Consider the following 15,500-nt stretch of genomic DNA (forward strand, 5'->3'; position numbering starts at 1 on the left):
TCACAGTTGTGCCCAACAAGATCTGAGGATTTCCCGTGGCTTAGCCGGTTGAGATGGATATTCGGCGTAAAAAAAACTAGTCTGCTAGCAGAGACAGAGGGAAATTTCCCACGGAGATGCAGAGTTGAGGTGCATGATGTTAGAGCGAATTTGCCAACTGTCCCGCGAGGCGGGGGCGGCGATCATGGCGGTGTACGACGGTGAACAACCGCTTGATGTCGCACAGAAAAAAGATGACTCACCGGTGACGGCGGCCGATCTGGCGGCGCATCACATCATCAAGCGCGGCCTGGCGGCCCTGACGCCGGAGGTGCCGCTGCTGTCGGAAGAGGATCCGCCGGCGTGGGAAGAGCGCCGCAACTGGACGCGCTACTGGTTGGTCGATCCGTTGGACGGCACCAAAGAGTTTTTGCACCGCAACGGCGAGTTCACGGTCAATATCGCCCTGATTGAAGACGGGCAGGCGGTGATGGGCGTGGTGTATGCCCCAGCGATCGACGTGTTGTATCTGGCGGAGCGCGGCAAGGCCTGGAAAGAAGAGAAGGGCGTGCGGCAGGCGATCGGCGTCAGCAACGCGCATCCGCCGCTGGTGGTGGTGAGCCGCTCGCATATCGACGACGAGCTGAAAGATTACCTTCAGCAACTGGGCGAGCACCAGACCGTGTCCGTCGGTTCCTCGCTGAAGTTTTGCCTGGTGGCGGAAGGCAAGGCGCAGCTTTATCCGCGCTTTGGGCCGACCAACATTTGGGATACCGCCGCAGGGCATGCGGTGGCGGTGGCTGCCGGGGCGCAAATTCACGATTGGCAGGGCAAGCCGTTGCTCTATACCCCGCGTGAATCTTTCCTCAACCCCGGCTTCCGGGTGTCGCTGTTCTGAGTTAGTTCGCCAACAGCTGGTGCAGTTTGGATATCACCTGCTGCACCTCTTCCGGCGTCAGCGCGCCGTCTTTAGCAAACTGAATGCGCCCTTGCTTATCCAGCACCACGATGGCTGAGCCTTTCGGCTGCAAATCCCAGGCCTTGCGCACGTTGCCGTCGCTGTCGACGATAAACTGCGACCACGGGAACTCCTTCTTGCTGTCTTCAATGCTGCTGCGCACGAACATCGCGGTGCCCATCAGGGCATCGTCGGTGTTGACGATTGTCGTCGTTTGGTAACGATCGTGTGGTAGCTTCGCTTTCTTGATCGCTTCAATCAGTGGGTCGTTCATGTCTTTGGCGGAGCTGCGGCCGGCAATATGTTGTATCACTCGCACTTTTCCACTGAGCTGCGCGCTGTTCCAGTTTTGGTAGCTAAAATTACCGTCAGCGTAGTTGAGCTCTCCTTTGTCGCTGACGCCAACCGGCGCTACGCGCTGCTGGAGCTGGAAGTTGTGCGCGGAAGCGAAAAGCGGGGCGAGCAGCAGGGATACCATCAGCATGCGACTTGTTTTCATGCTTTCTCCTTGTAATGGGGGGAATTTGTGCGACAGCACTTCGACAGCCTAAAGCATAGGATGTGATAAGAGGTCTGTCCTGTTAACCGGATCGCAGATTTTCCCTTGGTTCGCTAATCATCAGATTTTGAAGGGATATCCTGAAAACGTTATAAATTATCATATACAATTCTGTCAAAAAGTGTAAATCCAGCGTAGATAACCAGGCAGAAGTGAACGTTCTGGTCTTTACTGGGTCTACTACATGCAATCAAGTTGCGTTCTGAATTTCGAGGCTGCCACCTTTGGCGGCTCGCTGAGCGCATGGATCAACGGGAGGAGCGTAAAAGAATGAGAATCTTCCAGCGTTATAACCCTTTGAAAGTGGCAAAGTACGTTAAGACCCTGTTTCGTGGAAGGCTGTATATCAAGGACGTAGGCGCATTTGAATTCGACGAAGGGAAAATCCTGCCGCCGAAGATTCGCGACAAGCGCCATTTCAGCGTGATGTCTGAAGTGAACCGTCAGGTGCTGCTGTTGCAGACCGAGATGGGGTGAACACCTCGCTGACAGCGGTAAAAAAATGCGGCCCCGATGGGGCCGCTGATGTTTCAGTCCTTCGCGCCGTCAGGCCGCCGGGGTGTCGTCTGGCGCTTTCGGCAGCACCGCCGCCGGTTTGTCGCTCAGCCGGGTGACCAGCAACTGGTCTATCTTGTAGCTGTCGATATCCACCACCTCGAACTTGTAGCCGGCGTATTTGACGAAGTCGGTGCGTTTCGGGATCTTGCGCAGCATATACATCATAAAGCCGCCGATGGTCTCGTAGTTGCCCGCCTGCGGGAATTCGTCGATGTCCAGCACGCGCATCACGTCGTCGATCGGCGTGCCGCCTTCAATCAACCATGAGCTTTCGTCGCGCGCCACGATCTGTTCTTCCTGGCCCTGGCCGACCAGATCGCCCATCAGCGTGGTCATCACGTCGTTAAGGGTGATGATGCCCACCACCAACGCATATTCATTGAGGATCACCGCGAAGTCTTCGCCGGCGGTTTTGAAGCTTTCCAGCGCTTCGGACAGCGTCAGCGTATCCGGCACGATCAGCGCCGAGCGGATCTGCACGCCGCTGCTCAGCACCAGGCTCTGGTTGCCCAGCACGCGGTTCAGCAGGTCTTTGGAATCGACGTAACCCACCACCTGATCGATATGGCCGTCGCACACCAGGAACTTGGAGTGCGGATGGGTCGAGACCTTCTCCTTGATGCTCTCTTCGCTTTCGCGCAGATCGAAGTACACCACGCTTTCGCGTGAGGTCATCGAAGACGGCACGGTGCGCGATTCCAGCTCGAACACGTTTTCAATCAGCTCGTGCTCCTGCTTGCGCAGCACGCCCGCCAGGGCGCCGGCTTCCACCACCGCGTAGATGTCATCGGAGGTGATATCGTCCTTACGCACCATCGGCAGCTTGAACATGCGGAAGATCAGGTTGGCCATGCCGTTGAAGAACCACACCAGCGGGCGGAAGATCATGATGGAGAAACGCATCGGGTTGATGATCCGGACGGCGACCGTCTCTGGTGCAATCATACCGATGCGCTTCGGGGTCAAATCGGCGAACAGGATAAACAGGCTGGTCACCAGCACGAAGGAGCAGATGAAGCTGACCTGTTCTGCCAGTTCAGGCGACAGGAAGCGATCGAACAACACCTTGAAGGTGGGAGAGAAAGCCGCGTCGCCGACGATACCGCCGAGGATGGCCACGGCGTTCAGGCCGATCTGCACCACGGTGAAGAAGATGCCTGGGGTTTCTTGCAGCTTGAGCACTCTGGCGGCGTTGACGTTACCTTCGTCGGCCATCAGCTTCAGTTTGATCTTGCGCGAGGCGGCCAGAGAGATTTCCGACAGTGAGAAGAACGCACTCACCGCGATCAGAAAAAGAATCAGTAAAATACTGTTTAACATAATCTATCCATACGTGCCGACGGGATGACGGCGCTCTTGAGGAAGGGTAGTACATAGTAAAAAAAGCAGCGATAACAACCAGAAGGGAAGCTATCGGGCCGCAGAAGCGGCCCGCATAGTATAGCAGTTGCCCCACAGGGGCCGCCAGCGGTTAAAAAAGTGCCGCCGGCCGGCATCAAATCAGCCCTGCGGCGGCAGGCAAACGCCGATGCCGCCCAGCCCGCAGTAACCTTCCGGGTTTTTGAACAGGTACTGCTGATGATCGTCTTCCGAATAATAGAACGGCAGCGCCGGCGCGATCTCGGTGGTGATGACGCGCTTGTCGCCCGCCGCGTCCATCGCCTGCTGGAAGCGTTGCAGGCTGCTTTCCGCCTCGGCCTGCTGCTCTGGGCTCAGCGTATAAATCGCCGAGCGGTACTGCGTGCCGACGTCGCCGCCCTGGCGCATGCCCTGCGCCGGATCGTGATTTTCCCAGAATACCTGCAGCAGCTGTTTGTAGCTGACGATCTGCGGATCGAACACCACGCGCACCACTTCGGCGTGGCCGGTCTGGCCGCTGCACACTTCGCGGTAGGTCGGGTTCGGCGTATAGCCGCCGCTGTAGCCGGCGGCGGTGCTGTAGACGCCCGGCTGCTGCCAGAACAGACGCTCAACGCCCCAGAAACAGCCCATGGCGAAGATCGCCACTTCCATGCCTGCCGGCACCTGGGTCATCGAGTGTTCGGTGACCACGTTGAGCGTTGCGACAGGCATTGGCGTGGTGCGGCCAGGCAGCGCGCTTGCCTTATCGACGGTTTGTGATTTATCAAAAAATGGCACCACGGTTGACTCCTGTTGTCACAGTAAGAATTGACCCTACATGGCGGCGGTTCGGTTGTATCTCACCGCGTCTTTGCCCACAATAAGTGGCAAGTTGGATTTTGTATAAGCTTAACGCAGTATTTTGAGCGCCAAAAGTGAAGAATTCGCCTGTTGCGCGGCGGTGGCAAAGCGCGGCGGGCGGCGTCCGGAATAAGGTTGAAGAGGGCTGCCGTCATGATAGCGCGGAGTCTGCCCTGGCCCCGGAGCAAACACCATAACAGGAAAGTAAAATCAATAAGGAGAACACGTGCCAAAGTACCCGGTCATGTGCTTGATATCTGTGTTGCTTGCGGCACCTGCGGCCTATGCGGCGAACGTGCGGCTGCAGGTGGAGGGGTTAAGCGGAGAGTTGGAAAAAAACGTCCGGGTGCGCCTGTCGTCGATCACGCCTGAAGAGGTCGGCACCGACGGCCGCTTCCGCGCGCGGGTGGATGAGGCGGTGCGCCAGGGGCTGCGCGCGCTCGGCTATTACCAGCCGACCATCGAGTTTACGCTGGACGACCGACCGGGAATGTCGCGCCCGGTGCTGCATGCCAAGGTCAATCCGGGCGAGCCGGTGCGTATCGCCGGCGCTAATATCGTGCTGGAGGGCGGCGCGAAGACCGATGAAGACTACCTGACGCTGGTAAAGAAGGGGCGGCCGACCATCGGCGAGATCCTCAACCACGGCAAGTATGACAGTTTCAAAGGCTCGCTCACCGGCCTGGCGCTGCGCAAAGGCTATTTCGACGCCGACATGACCAAAAGCCAGCTCGGCGTGGCCGAAGATCTGCACAAGGCGTTTTGGGACATCGATTTCAACAGCGGCGAACGTTACCGCTTCGGCAAGGTGAAATTCACCGGTTCGCAAATCCGCGAAGACTATCTGCAAAATCTGGTGCCCTTTCATCAGGGGGATTACTACAGTTCGGAGGATTTGGCCGAGCTGAACCGCCGTTTGTCCGCTACCAACTGGTTCAACTCGGTGGTGGTGTCCCCTGATTTCAACGATGCCAAAGAGAACAAGATTTTGCCGTTGGACGCGCTGGTAACGCCGCGTACGCGCAATACCATCGAAACCGGTATCGGTTACTCCACCGACGTCGGCCCGCGGGTGAAAGGCACCTGGAAAAAGCCCTGGCTCAACGATCGCGGCCACAGCCTGGAAACCAGCGCCAGCGTGTCGGCGCCGGAGCAGCAACTGGATCTGACCTATAAGATCCCGCTGCTGAAGAATCCGCTGGAGCAGTATTACCTGCTGCAGGGCGGGCTCAAGAACGTCGATCTTAACGACACCAAATCCGTGACCTCCAAAGTGGTGGCCTCGCGCAACTGGGATCTCTCCAGCGGCTGGCAGCGGGCGATCAACCTGACCTGGCGCTGGGATAACTTTACCCAGGGCAATGTCAGCAACACTACCATGCTGTTGTACCCCGGCGTCAGCTTCAACCGCACCCGCTCACGCGGTGGCCTGATGCCGACCTGGGGCGACAGCCAACGCTACTCCATCGACGTGTCCGACACCACCTGGGGCTCCGGCGTGGACTTCGCGCTGATGCAGGCGCAAAACGTCTGGATCCGCACGCTCGCTGACAAGCATCGTTTCGTGGCGCGCGGGCAGGTGGGATGGATAGAAACCAACGACTTCGACAAGGTGCCGCCGGATTTGCGCTTCTTCGCCGGCGGTGACCGCAGCATTCGCGGCTACAAGTACAAAGACATTTCGCCGCGCGGCGACGATGGCAAGCTGACCGGCGCCTCCAAGATGCTGACCGGCTCGCTGGAGTACCAATACAACGTGACCGGCAAATGGTGGGGGGCGATGTTCGTCGATTCCGGTGAAGCGGTGAACGATATCAAGAAGAGCAACTTCAAGACCGGCGCCGGCGTAGGCGTGCGCTGGCAGTCGCCGGTGGGGCCGGTGAAGCTGGATATCGCCGCGCCTGTGGGGGACAAGGACACCCACGGGATGCAGTTCTACATCGGTTTGGGGCCTGAACTATGAGCCTGGTTAAAAAGATTTGTCTCGGATTTCTGGTCGTTCTGCTGTTGCTGATCGGCGGTCTGGCCTTCCTGGTGGCTACCACCACCGGTTTGCATATGGTCATCAACGGCGCGGCGCGCTGGGTGCCGGGGCTGGAGATCGCCGGCGTCAGCGGCGGCTGGCGCGATCTGACGCTGAAGGGCGTGAAGTATCAGATGCCGGGCGTGACGGTCAACGCCGGGCAGTTCCATCTGTCCCTCGATCTCTCCTGCTTTAAGCGCAGTTCGCTGTGCGTCAATGCCTTGACCGCCCAGGACGTGGATGTGGCGGTGAACACCAAAGAGATGACGCCCTCCGCGCCGGTGGAGGAGAGCAGTGAGCCGACCTCCAATCTCAGCACCCCTTATCCGATCACCCTGCGCCTGTTGGCGCTGAACAACGTCAAGGTCACCGTCGACGACACCGCCATTTCTCTGGCCGAGTTTCGCACCGGCGCACAGTGGCAAGAGCGCGCGCTGACGCTGATGCCAACCAAGATCGGCTCGTTGCTGATCGCCTTGCCGAAAACGCCGCAAAATCCGTTGCCGGAAGCGGTGCAACCGGCGGTTGAGGTAGCGAAAAAGGTCGGTGAACAGGTTACCGACGCGGCGAAACCGGCGCCGCAGCCGGAAGAGAAGCCGCTCGGCGAAACGCTGAAGGAACTGTTCGCCAAACCGCTGTTGCCGGATCTGCCGGACATCCGCCTGCCGCTGGATATCACCGTCAAAGAGATCAGCGGCGAACAGCTGCGCTTGACCGGCGATACCGACGTGCTGATCACGAGTCTGTTGCTGCAGGCCAGCACGCAGGATCAGCATATCCAACTGGACAACTTCGACGTGAAGTCGCCGCAGGGCACGCTGTCGGTGCAGGGGCAGGCGACCCTGACCGGCGACTGGCCGGTGGCCCTGACCGCCAACAGCGCGCTGAACATCGAACCGCTGAAGGGCGAGAAGGTGAAGCTGAACATCGGTGGCGGACTGCGTGATGAGCTGAAGGTCGCGCTGAACCTGTCCGGCCCGGTCGGCGCCCAGCTCGATGTGCAAACCCGGCTGGCCGAAGCCGGCCTGCCGCTGGCGCTGACGTTGCAGAGCAAACAGCTGAAATGGCCGCTGAGCGGCGAGGCGCAGTACCAGGTCAACGATTTTCGCCTGCGCTTTAACGGCAAGGCGACCGACTATGCGCTGTCGACACGCGCCAATCTGAAAGGCCAGGATCTGCCGCCGGCGGTGCTGACGCTGGACGGCAAAGGCAACGTTGAGCAGTTCAAGCTGGAGCGCCTGCGGCTGGCGGCGCTGCAGGGCAATACCGATCTTACCGCGCTGGTGGACTGGAGCAAGGCCATCAGCTGGAACTCGCAATTGACGCTGAGCGGCATCAATACCGCCAAGCAGTGGCCGGAATGGCCGGCGAAGCTGGATGGCAAGATCACTACGCGCGGCAGCCTACACGGCGGCAGCTGGCAGCTGCAGGTGCCGGTGCTGCAGCTGGACGGCAACGTGAAGCAGAACAAGGTCACGGCGCGCGGTACGCTGAGCGGCAACGCCGCCGGGCAGTGGAAAATCCCCGGCATCGATCTGACGCTGGGGCGCAACCAGCTGAACGTCAAAGGGCAGCTGGATGAGAAAAGCTGGAACCTGGACGCCAACATCGACGCGCCGCGTCTGGACGGCGCGCTGCCGGGCCTGGGCGGCACCGCCAAAGGGCTGTTGAAACTGCGCGGCAATCTGCAGGCGCCGCAACTGCTGGCGGATTTGACCGCCTCCGGCTTGCAGTGGCAGGCGCTGCGCATCAACCGCGTGAAAATAGACGGCGACGTGCGCTCCACGGATCAGATCCAGGGGCAGTTGGCGGTACGCGTCGAGCAGCTGAAGCAGGATGCGCTGGAAGTCAGCCTGTTGACCCTCGACGCCAAAGGCAGCGAGAAGCAGCATCAGCTGCAGTTGAAGATCGACGGCAAACCGGTCTCCGGCCAGCTGGCGCTGCAGGGCAGCTTCGATCGTCAGCAGCAGCGCTGGCGCGGCAATTTGAACAATACCCGCTTCGATACGCCGGTAGGGGAGTGGCGCCTGACGCGCGCCATCGCGCTGGATTACCTGAACACCGCGCAGAAAATCAGCATCGGGCCGCACTGTTGGCAGAACCCGAACGCCGAGCTGTGCGTGCCGAAGACCATTGAAGCCGGCCAGAGCGGCCAGGCTAGCGTGGTGCTCAATCGGTTCGACCTGGCGATGATCAAGCCGTTTCTCGGCCCGGAAACCGCCCTGAGCGGCGTGTTCACCGGCCGGGCCGACGTCAGCTGGAAACCAGGCGGCGCGCTGCCGGAGGCGAAAGTCACGCTGGCCGGCAACGGCGTCAAGGTGGTACAGCAGGTGCAGGGCAACGCGCTGCCTATCGCTTTCGATACGCTGACCCTCAACGCCGGCCTGAACAACGGCCGCGCGCAGGCTGACTGGCGGATCAAACTGACCAACAACGGCCAGTTTGACGGCAATATCCAGGTGGTGGATCCGCAGGTGCGGCGCACCATCAGCGGCAACGTCAATATCACCAACATCTCGCTGGCGCTGATCAACCCGGCGCTGATGAAGGGCGAAAGTGCAGCGGGCATGCTGAACGCCAACCTGCGTCTGGGCGGCAGCGCGCAGAAGCCGCTGGTGTTCGGGCGTCTGGCGTTGGATCGGGCGAAGGTGCAGGGGCACTGGATGCCGTTCGATATGACCGACGCGCGGCTGGCGGTGAATTTCAACGGCATGACCTCGACGCTGGAGGGGCTGCTCAGCACCACCCGCGGCCAGCTGAATCTGGCGGGCGATGCCGACTGGCGTGACATCAACGCCTGGCGTGCGCGCATTGCCGCCAAGGGCGACAAGCTGCGGGTGACGGTGCCGCCGATGATCCGCATCGACGTGTCGCCGGATCTGGTGTTCGAAGCCACGCCGCAGCTGTTCTCGCTCAACGGCAAGGTCGACATTCCCTGGGCGCGCATTACGGTGCAGGAGCTGCCGGAAAGCGCGGTGGGCGTCTCTTCCGACGAGGTGATGCTGGACGATCAGCTGAAGCCGATTCAGCCGAAGACCGCCTCGATCCCGATCAACAGCAACCTGATGATCCACGTCGGTAACGACGTGCGGCTGGACGCCTTTGGCCTGAAAGCCCGCTTGAAGGGCGATCTGAAGGTGGTGCAGGACAAGAAAGGGTTGGGCCTCAACGGCCAGATTGACATCCCTTCCGGTCGCTTCCATGCTTATGGTCAGGATTTGATCGTGCGTAAAGGGCAGCTGATGTTCTCCGGCCCGCCGGATCAGCCGCTGCTCAATATCGAAGCGATCCGCAACCCGGAATCCACCGAGGACGACGTGACCGCCGGCGTGCGTGTGACCGGCCTGGCGGATGCACCGAAGCTGGAAGTGTTCTCCGATCCGGCCAAATCGCAACAGGAAGCCTTGTCTTATCTGCTGCGCGGCCAGGGTTTGAGCAGCTCCGGCGCCGACGGCAACGCCATGACGTCGATGTTAATCGGCATGGGGGTTGCACAAAGTGGTCAACTTGTGGGTAAAATCGGCGAGGCATTCGGCGTGAGTAATTTGGCTCTGGACACTCAAGGGGTTGGCGACAATTCCCAGGTTGTCGTGAGCGGCTATGTCCTCCCAGGCTTACAAGTAAAATATGGGGTGGGCATTTTCGACTCGCTGGCCACGCTGACGTTGCGTTATCGCCTGATGCCTAAGTTGTATCTTGAAGCGGTGTCTGGTCTCGACCAGGCATTAGATTTGCTCTATCAGTTTGAGTTTTAGCGATGCGAATAATTGTCTACGGCAGTTTACGGCGCAAACAGGGAAACAGCCATTGGATGACCAACGCCCAATGGCTCGGCGAGCACGAGCTCGAAGGCTATCAGATTTATAATCTGGGCCATTACCCGGCGGCGATCCCTGGAGAGGGCACGATACATTGCGAGGTGTATCGTATTAACTCATCGATTCTGGCAGAGCTGGACGAACTGAAAAGCAACACCAAGGACTATAAGCGCGAGCTGATTCAGACGCCTTATGGGAGTGCGTGGATCTACCTGTACAAACACAGCGTGGACGGTTACCCGCGAATTACCAGCGGTGACTGGCTGAAGCGTCTCGAAGAACAGTAAGAAAAAAACACCGCTCAATGAGCGGTGTTTTTTCATCGGACGGCGGCTGGAATTACTTCTTGGCAGCGCGTTCGAAGGAGGCGATGATTTCCGCTTTAGCCGCGGCAGCGTCTGCCCAGCCTTCCACTTTCACCCATTTGCCTTTTTCCAGATCTTTGTAGTGCTCGAAGAAGTGAGCGATCTGGGCTTTCAGCAGTTCCGGCAGGTCGTTCACGTCTTTCACGTGATCGTACTCTTTGGTCAGCTTGCTGTGTGGTACCGCAACCAGCTTGGCGTCTTCACCGGCTTCGTCGGTCATCTTCAGTACGCCAACCGGACGGCAGCGGATCACGGAGCCCGGCTGCAGCGGGTATGGGGTTGGGACCAGCACGTCAACCGGGTCACCGTCCAGAGACAGGGTGTGGTTGATGTAGCCGTAGTTGCACGGGTAGAACATCGCGGTGGACATGAAACGGTCAACGAACAGCGCGCCGGTTTCTTTGTCGATTTCGTATTTGATTGGATCGGCGTTGGCCGGGATTTCGATTACTACGTAGATGTCTTCCGGCAGGTCTTTGCCAGCAGGGACCAGATTCAAGCTCATGTCGGTTTCCTTTAATCATCAAACCAGAAATGGAGTGGCGGCTATTATAGCGGACTCTTTTGCGATTTCCTGCCCTTTTCATCGTCGAAAACCCAGTGTGCCGGCGCAGGGATAATTTCCAGATTAATCCCGCCGCGGCATGAAGTTTTGCCTTCGCCTGCCGATAACTTCAACAAACAATAATGAGCCAGCAAAGCTGGCTCCGCGTTTTGCCACCCCTACTACGTCTGATCTCACAATTTCTGAAGCCGGGAAGAACTCATGCTAAAAAAGATTACGGTGAAGGCTGGGCTGATCGCCCTGCTGAGCCTGATGACCATGTTGCTGATCATGGTCAGCGTTATTGGCGTCAACGCGATTAACGAAGGATCGCGATCGATCCATACCTTGAACCAGATCCTCGGTGAAGAGCTGGGCTCGCTGGCCAACAGCTCCAACCTGACGCTGCGCGCCCGAACCGCCGCTTCGTTGGCGGTGCGCCAACGGGAGATCGGCCAAATCGATGTGTCCGACGCCACCGTGGGCCGCATCTACGGTTACCTCGATCAGTCAAACAAGGAAATGGCGCGCTTTGTCGGCGTCGGCACCGTGACCGATCGCGGCCGCGAACTCTCCAATCGTCTGCAAAACAGCTATCGCGCCTACCTCGAGCAGGGCGTGAAGCCGATGGCTGCCGCCATCAAGGCCGGCAAAATCGATGAGTATTACCATATTCAGGAGACCCGCATCTCTGCGCTGAGCATCGCGTTTGAAAAGGATCTCAGCGATTTCCGCAGCTTTGCCATGAAGCTCGGCGAAAAGCAGGTGTATGACGCGGAAAACAACGCCAGCACCAAGATCTCGTTGATCGTGGTGGCGGGCCTGCTCAGCGTGCTGCTGGCGGTGCTGGCCTGGTTCGCGCTGCGCGTGATCATTTTGCGCCCGTTGGACGAGTCCATCGCGCAGTTGGAACACATCGCCGGCGGCGATCTGACCCATGAGATCCGCGGTGAGGGTGATACCGAGATGGGCCGCCTGGTGCGGGCGATGCAGCGTATGCAGCAGGCGTTGGCCAGTTCGGTCAGCAAAGTGCGCGATGCCAGCAGCCAGATCGACACCGGTTCACGCGAACTGGCGGCCGGTAACCTGCATCTGGCGCAGCGTACCGAAGAGTCGGCCGCTTCGCTGGAAGAGACCGCCGCCAGCATGGAACAGCTGACTTCGACGGTGAAAATGAACGCCGAGAACTGCGAGCAGGCCAACCAACTGGCGCTGAGCGTGTCCGATATCGCCAACCAGGGCAGTGACGTGGTCAGCCAGGTGATGAGCAAGATGCAGGCGATCACCGACAGTTCGCGCCGCATCGCCGACATCATCAGCGTGATGGACGGCATCGCCTTCCAGACCAATATCCTGGCGCTGAACGCGGCGGTGGAAGCGGCGCGTGCCGGCGAGCAAGGCCGCGGTTTCGCGGTGGTGGCCGGTGAAGTGCGTAGTCTGGCGCAGCGTAGCGCCCAGTCGGCGAAAGAGATTAAAGGGCTGATTGAAGCGTCGCAGAACCGGGTGCAGGAAGGCGAACAGATGGTGGAGTCGGCCGCGCAGACCATGAGCGGCATCACCGGTGAAGTGGGCCGGGTGACGGCGTTGATGCGTGAGATCTCGGCGGCGACGCGCGAACAAAGCAGCGGTATCGAACAGGTAAACCTGGCGGTGGCGCAGATGGATCAGGTGGCGCAGCAGAATGCGGCGCTGGTGGAAGAGTCGGCGGCGGCAACGCGCTCGCTGGAAGATCAGGCTCAGCTGCTGGCGCAGAGCATGGCGGCGTTCAAGCTGTAAGGCGATAAGGGTTCGGCGCGGTGCCGAACCCTTGCCAGAAACGCGTTACTCGTCCGGGTTTTCGGCGATGAAGCGTTCTGCGTCTTCTACCATCGACTTGGTGCCGACGAAGAATGGCGCGCGCTGGTGCAGTTTCACCGGCGTGATGTCCAGAATGCGGTTTTTGCCGTCGCTGGCTTTACCGCCGGCCTGTTCGGCCAGGAACGCCATCGGGTTGCATTCGTACAGCAGGCGCAGCTTGCCTTGCGGATGGCTGGCGGTGCTTGGGTAGATGTAGATGCCGCCTTTCAGCAGGTTGCGGTGGAAGTCCGCCACCAGAGAACCGATGTAGCGCGAGGTGTAAGGGCGCTGCGTCGCTTCATCCTGCTCTTGGCAGTACTTGATGTATTTCTTCACGCCGAGAGGGAACTTGATGTAGTTGCCTTCGTTGATGGAATACATGTTGCCGCTCGCCGGGAAGCGTACTTTCTCGTGGGAGAGGCAGAACACGCCCAGAGACGGGTCGTAAGTAAAGGCGTGGACACCGTAACCAGTGGTGTACACCAGCATGGTGGACGAACCGTAAACCACGTAACCCGCTGCGACCTGGGCGCTGCCCGGCTGCAGGAAGTCTTCTTCGGTCACCGGTGTGCCGACCGGCGTGATGCGACGGTAGATAGAGAAAATCGTACCGACCGAGACGTTGACATCGATGTTGGACGAACCGTCCAACGGATCCATCAATACGACATACTTGGCATTTTCAGCTCGCTCGCCGTCGAATATCACGATTTCATCTTCTTCTTCGGAAGCGATACCCGCAACTTCACCACGCGCTTTCAACGCCGCTTTCAGTTTTTCGTTCGCGTACAGGTCCAGTTTCATCTGAACTTCGCCCTGTACGTTGGACACCCCGCTGGTCCCCAGAATATCAACCAGGCCAGCCTTGTTGATGTCGCGGTGGATGATTTTGGCGCCCAGTTTAATGGCAGAAAGTAACGCGGTCAGCTCGCCGGTGGCGTGCGAGAAGTCGTGCTGTTTCTCGACGATAAATTCGCCTAACGTTTTCATGACACAATCCCTGAATCTACGGATGGATAGCGGCCTGTTAACAAACCGCCAACGTTTTCGCGAGCAGTGTAGCCCAAAGATGCGCGCCATTCATAGGCAAATCCATTTCTTCTGGACGATTCTGAGCGTTAGAATATGCCGACATTCGATGCACTCACATGAGAAACCTATGCGCATTCACATTCTTGGGATCTGTGGCACCTTTATGGGCGGGCTGGCGATGCTGGCGCGTTCACTGGGGCATGACGTCACCGGTTCGGACGCCAACGTCTATCCGCCGATGAGCACGCTGCTGGAGAACCAGGGGATCGATCTTATTCAGGGTTATGATCCAGCCCAGTTGGATCCGGCGCCGGATCTGGTGATCATCGGCAACGCCATGACGCGCGGCAACCCGTGCGTGGAGGCGGTGCTGGAGCGTGGCATCCCTTACGTTTCCGGCCCGCAGTGGCTGCACGACGCCGTGTTGCGCGATCGCTGGGTACTGGCGGTCGCCGGCACCCACGGCAAAACCACCACCGCCGGCATGGCGACCTGGATCCTCGAGGCCTGCGGTTACCAGCCCGGCTTCGTCATCGGCGGCGTGCCGGGCAACTTCGACGTCTCGGCGCGCCTCGGCGGCAGCCCGTTCTTCGTGATCGAGGCCGACGAGTATGACTGCGCGTTCTTCGACAAGCGCTCCAAGTTCGTGCACTACAGCCCGCGCACGCTGATCATGAACAACCTGGAGTTCGACCACGCCGATATCTTCGACGATCTGAAAGCCATCCAGAAACAGTTCCACCACTTGGTGCGCCTGGTGCCGGGCAAAGGCAAGATCATCCTGCCGGACAACGACAGCCACCTGAAGCAGGTGATGGCGATGGGCTGCTGGAGCGAACAGGAGCTGGTGGGCGAAGAGGGTACCTGGCGTGCGCAGAAGCTGACGCCGGACGCCAGTCATTACGCGGTGTTCCTCGACGGCGAGCAGGTCGGCGAAGTGAACTGGGCGCTGGTGGGCGAGCACAACATGCATAACGGCCTGATGGCCATAGCCGCGACTCGCCACGTTGGCGTGCAGCCGGCAGACGCCTGCCGCGCGTTGGGCGATTTCATCAACGCCCGCCGCCGCCTGGAGCTGCGTGGCGAAGCCAACGGCGTCACGGTTTACGACGACTTCGCGCACCACCCGACCGCGATCCTGGCCACCCTGGCCGCGTTGCGCGGCAAGGTCGGCGGCACGGCGCGCATTCTGGCGGTGCTGGAACCGCGATCCAACACCATGAAAATGGGCATCAGCAAAAACGATCTGGCGCCTTCGCTCGGCCGCGCCGACGAAGTGTTCCTGTTCCAGCCGCATCACATTCCATGGCAGGTAGCGGAAGTGGCTGATGCCTGTGTGCAGCCGGCGCACTGGAGCGCGGATCTCGACACGCTGGTGGACATGGTGGTGAAAACCGCACAGCCGGGCGACCACATTCTGGTGATGAGCAACGGCGGTTTTGGCGGCATTCACGATCGCCTGCTGGACGCGCTGGCGAAAAAGCAGGAACCGAAGGTGACCTACTGATTGTTCAGTAGCATAAGCCACTCTAAGGGCCGCATTTGCGGCCTTTTTTACGCCCATAAAAAAGCCCTCGCGAGCGAGGGCAACGGGGTTCGTCGGATAGGACGACGAGAGGGTCTCTG

At 59.6% G+C, this 15,500-nt stretch carries 12 protein-coding genes; 7 read left to right on the forward strand and 5 right to left on the reverse strand.

Annotated elements, in window-relative coordinates:
• Positions 1-136: 136 nt before the first annotated feature.
• Entirely contained in the window at positions 137-877 is a 741-nt protein-coding gene (gene cysQ / locus ACMGGW_RS00505) for a 3'(2'),5'-bisphosphate nucleotidase CysQ (protein WP_033644177.1), read from the forward strand.
• Between the two features lies 1 nt (position 878).
• Here cysQ and ACMGGW_RS00510 read toward each other — a convergent pair whose 3' ends face one another.
• Positions 879-1,436, reverse strand: a complete 558-nt coding sequence (locus ACMGGW_RS00510; protein WP_025305036.1) for a YtfJ family protein — start codon at positions 1,434-1,436, stop codon at positions 879-881.
• Between the two features lie 330 nt (positions 1,437-1,766).
• On the opposite strand from ACMGGW_RS00510, the gene ACMGGW_RS00515 reads away from it, so the two are divergent.
• Complete coding sequence (locus ACMGGW_RS00515; RefSeq protein ID WP_004933604.1) at positions 1,767-1,973, forward strand: DUF1107 domain-containing protein; 207 nt, start codon at positions 1,767-1,769, stop codon at positions 1,971-1,973.
• A 69-nt stretch (positions 1,974-2,042) separates the two neighbouring features.
• Here the strand turns inward: ACMGGW_RS00515 and ACMGGW_RS00520 are convergent, their stop codons facing one another.
• Together ACMGGW_RS00520 and msrA are read right to left on the reverse strand one after the other, a co-directional pair.
• Positions 2,043-3,374 carry a hemolysin family protein gene (locus ACMGGW_RS00520; protein WP_004933603.1) on the reverse strand — a complete coding sequence of 444 codons (1,332 nt, stop codon included), beginning with the start codon at positions 3,372-3,374 and terminating at the stop codon, positions 2,043-2,045.
• 180 nt (positions 3,375-3,554) lie between these two features.
• A complete protein-coding gene (msrA, locus tag ACMGGW_RS00525) occupies positions 3,555-4,196 on the reverse strand; it encodes a peptide-methionine (S)-S-oxide reductase MsrA (RefSeq protein ID WP_420279122.1) in 642 nt (213 codons plus the stop codon).
• A 304-nt stretch (positions 4,197-4,500) separates the two neighbouring features.
• Between msrA and tamA the strand changes: the two genes are divergently transcribed.
• From tamA to ACMGGW_RS00540, 3 genes are read left to right on the forward strand one after another with little or no spacing between them, the layout of a single operon-like run.
• Positions 4,501-6,219 carry an autotransporter assembly complex protein TamA gene (tamA, locus tag ACMGGW_RS00530; RefSeq protein WP_169540592.1) on the forward strand — a complete coding sequence of 573 codons (1,719 nt, stop codon included), beginning with the start codon at positions 4,501-4,503 and terminating at the stop codon, positions 6,217-6,219.
• Positions 6,216-10,034, forward strand: coding sequence for an autotransporter assembly complex protein TamB (tamB, locus tag ACMGGW_RS00535; RefSeq protein WP_197832102.1), 3,819 nt, complete (start codon positions 6,216-6,218; stop codon positions 10,032-10,034). Before tamA ends, tamB begins: the two co-directional genes overlap by 4 nt.
• A gap of 2 nt (positions 10,035-10,036) precedes the next feature.
• Complete coding sequence (locus ACMGGW_RS00540; protein WP_025159589.1) at positions 10,037-10,384, forward strand: gamma-glutamylcyclotransferase family protein; 348 nt, start codon at positions 10,037-10,039, stop codon at positions 10,382-10,384.
• 52 nt (positions 10,385-10,436) lie between these two features.
• On the opposite strand, the gene ppa is transcribed toward ACMGGW_RS00540, so the two are convergent.
• Positions 10,437-10,967: an inorganic diphosphatase gene (gene ppa, locus ACMGGW_RS00545; protein WP_004933594.1), complete on the reverse strand. Its 531-nt coding sequence runs from the start codon at positions 10,965-10,967 to the stop codon at positions 10,437-10,439.
• A gap of 261 nt (positions 10,968-11,228) precedes the next feature.
• Here ppa and ACMGGW_RS00550 point away from each other — a divergent pair, with 261 nt between their 5' ends.
• Entirely contained in the window at positions 11,229-12,782 is a 1,554-nt protein-coding gene (locus ACMGGW_RS00550; RefSeq protein ID WP_025305040.1) for a methyl-accepting chemotaxis protein, read from the forward strand.
• Positions 12,783-12,827: 45 nt separating this feature from the next.
• On the opposite strand, the gene fbp is transcribed toward ACMGGW_RS00550, so the two are convergent.
• Complete coding sequence (fbp, locus tag ACMGGW_RS00555; RefSeq protein WP_004933587.1) at positions 12,828-13,832, reverse strand: class 1 fructose-bisphosphatase; 1,005 nt, start codon at positions 13,830-13,832, stop codon at positions 12,828-12,830.
• Between the two features lie 169 nt (positions 13,833-14,001).
• On the opposite strand from fbp, the gene mpl reads away from it, so the two are divergent.
• Positions 14,002-15,381 (forward strand): UDP-N-acetylmuramate:L-alanyl-gamma-D-glutamyl-meso-diaminopimelate ligase, encoded by a 1,380-nt coding sequence (mpl, locus tag ACMGGW_RS00560; protein WP_033636810.1) that lies wholly within the window; start codon positions 14,002-14,004, stop codon positions 15,379-15,381.
• The last annotated feature ends 119 nt before the right edge of the window (positions 15,382-15,500 follow it).

Source organism: Serratia sp. BNK-4 (genome assembly GCF_048685115.1).
Lineage (GTDB): Bacteria > Pseudomonadota > Gammaproteobacteria > Enterobacterales > Enterobacteriaceae > Serratia > Serratia bockelmannii.